This window comes from Aminobacter sp. P4_D5 (assembly GCF_056401815.1).
Genome location: NZ_JBFUIP010001343.1, coordinates 1 through 528, shown reverse-complemented (window position 1 = coordinate 528; position 528 = coordinate 1). Strand labels below are relative to the sequence as shown.

The 528-nt window shown below is 65.0% G+C and carries 1 protein-coding gene; it reads right to left on the bottom strand.

Features of this window, described 5'->3' with window-relative positions:
- Positions 1-133 precede the first annotated feature (133 nt).
- Positions 134-528 (bottom strand): dihydrofolate reductase family protein (locus AC1DWF_RS38305; RefSeq protein WP_476843621.1); only part of this gene is annotated, 395 nt, incomplete at its 5' end.

The following is a 528-nucleotide window of genomic DNA, read 5'->3' as shown; positions in this document are numbered from 1 at the left end:
TCGTGAACCCTCTTCGCGGCGTGGCCGTCAGCCGCGCCCTGCCGCGCCGATAAGACGCTACACGCACATCTCGCCGTCTGAATAGGGATGCGCCGGTGACAGCGGCGCCGGGTCGCGCCCGCGAGTTGGGTGATCAGGCAGGAACGTAGGTCAGCCTGATCACGTCATCGCCCATGAGATCGCTGGCCACGAAGCGAAGCGGCGGCCGGGGGGCGGCGAAGAATGGCTTGCCGTGACCCAGCACGAACGGGTGGAAGTAGAGCTGATACTCGTCAATCAGACCGAGGTCGGTGAGGCTTCGCGCCAGGTCTGGTCCGGAAACGGAGATCTCCCCAGCAAGCCGGGCCTTCAGCCCAGATATCACCGCCTCGAGGTCATCCGAAACAAGCGTCGCGTTGGGGCCGACCGACTTCAGCGAGCGCGACACGACCCACTTCGGCTGGTTCCGCCACGCCACCGCGAATTCGCGTTGCTCCGCGTTCCACTCGGGAAGGTCGTCGTCCCAATACCTCATGACCTCGTACATGC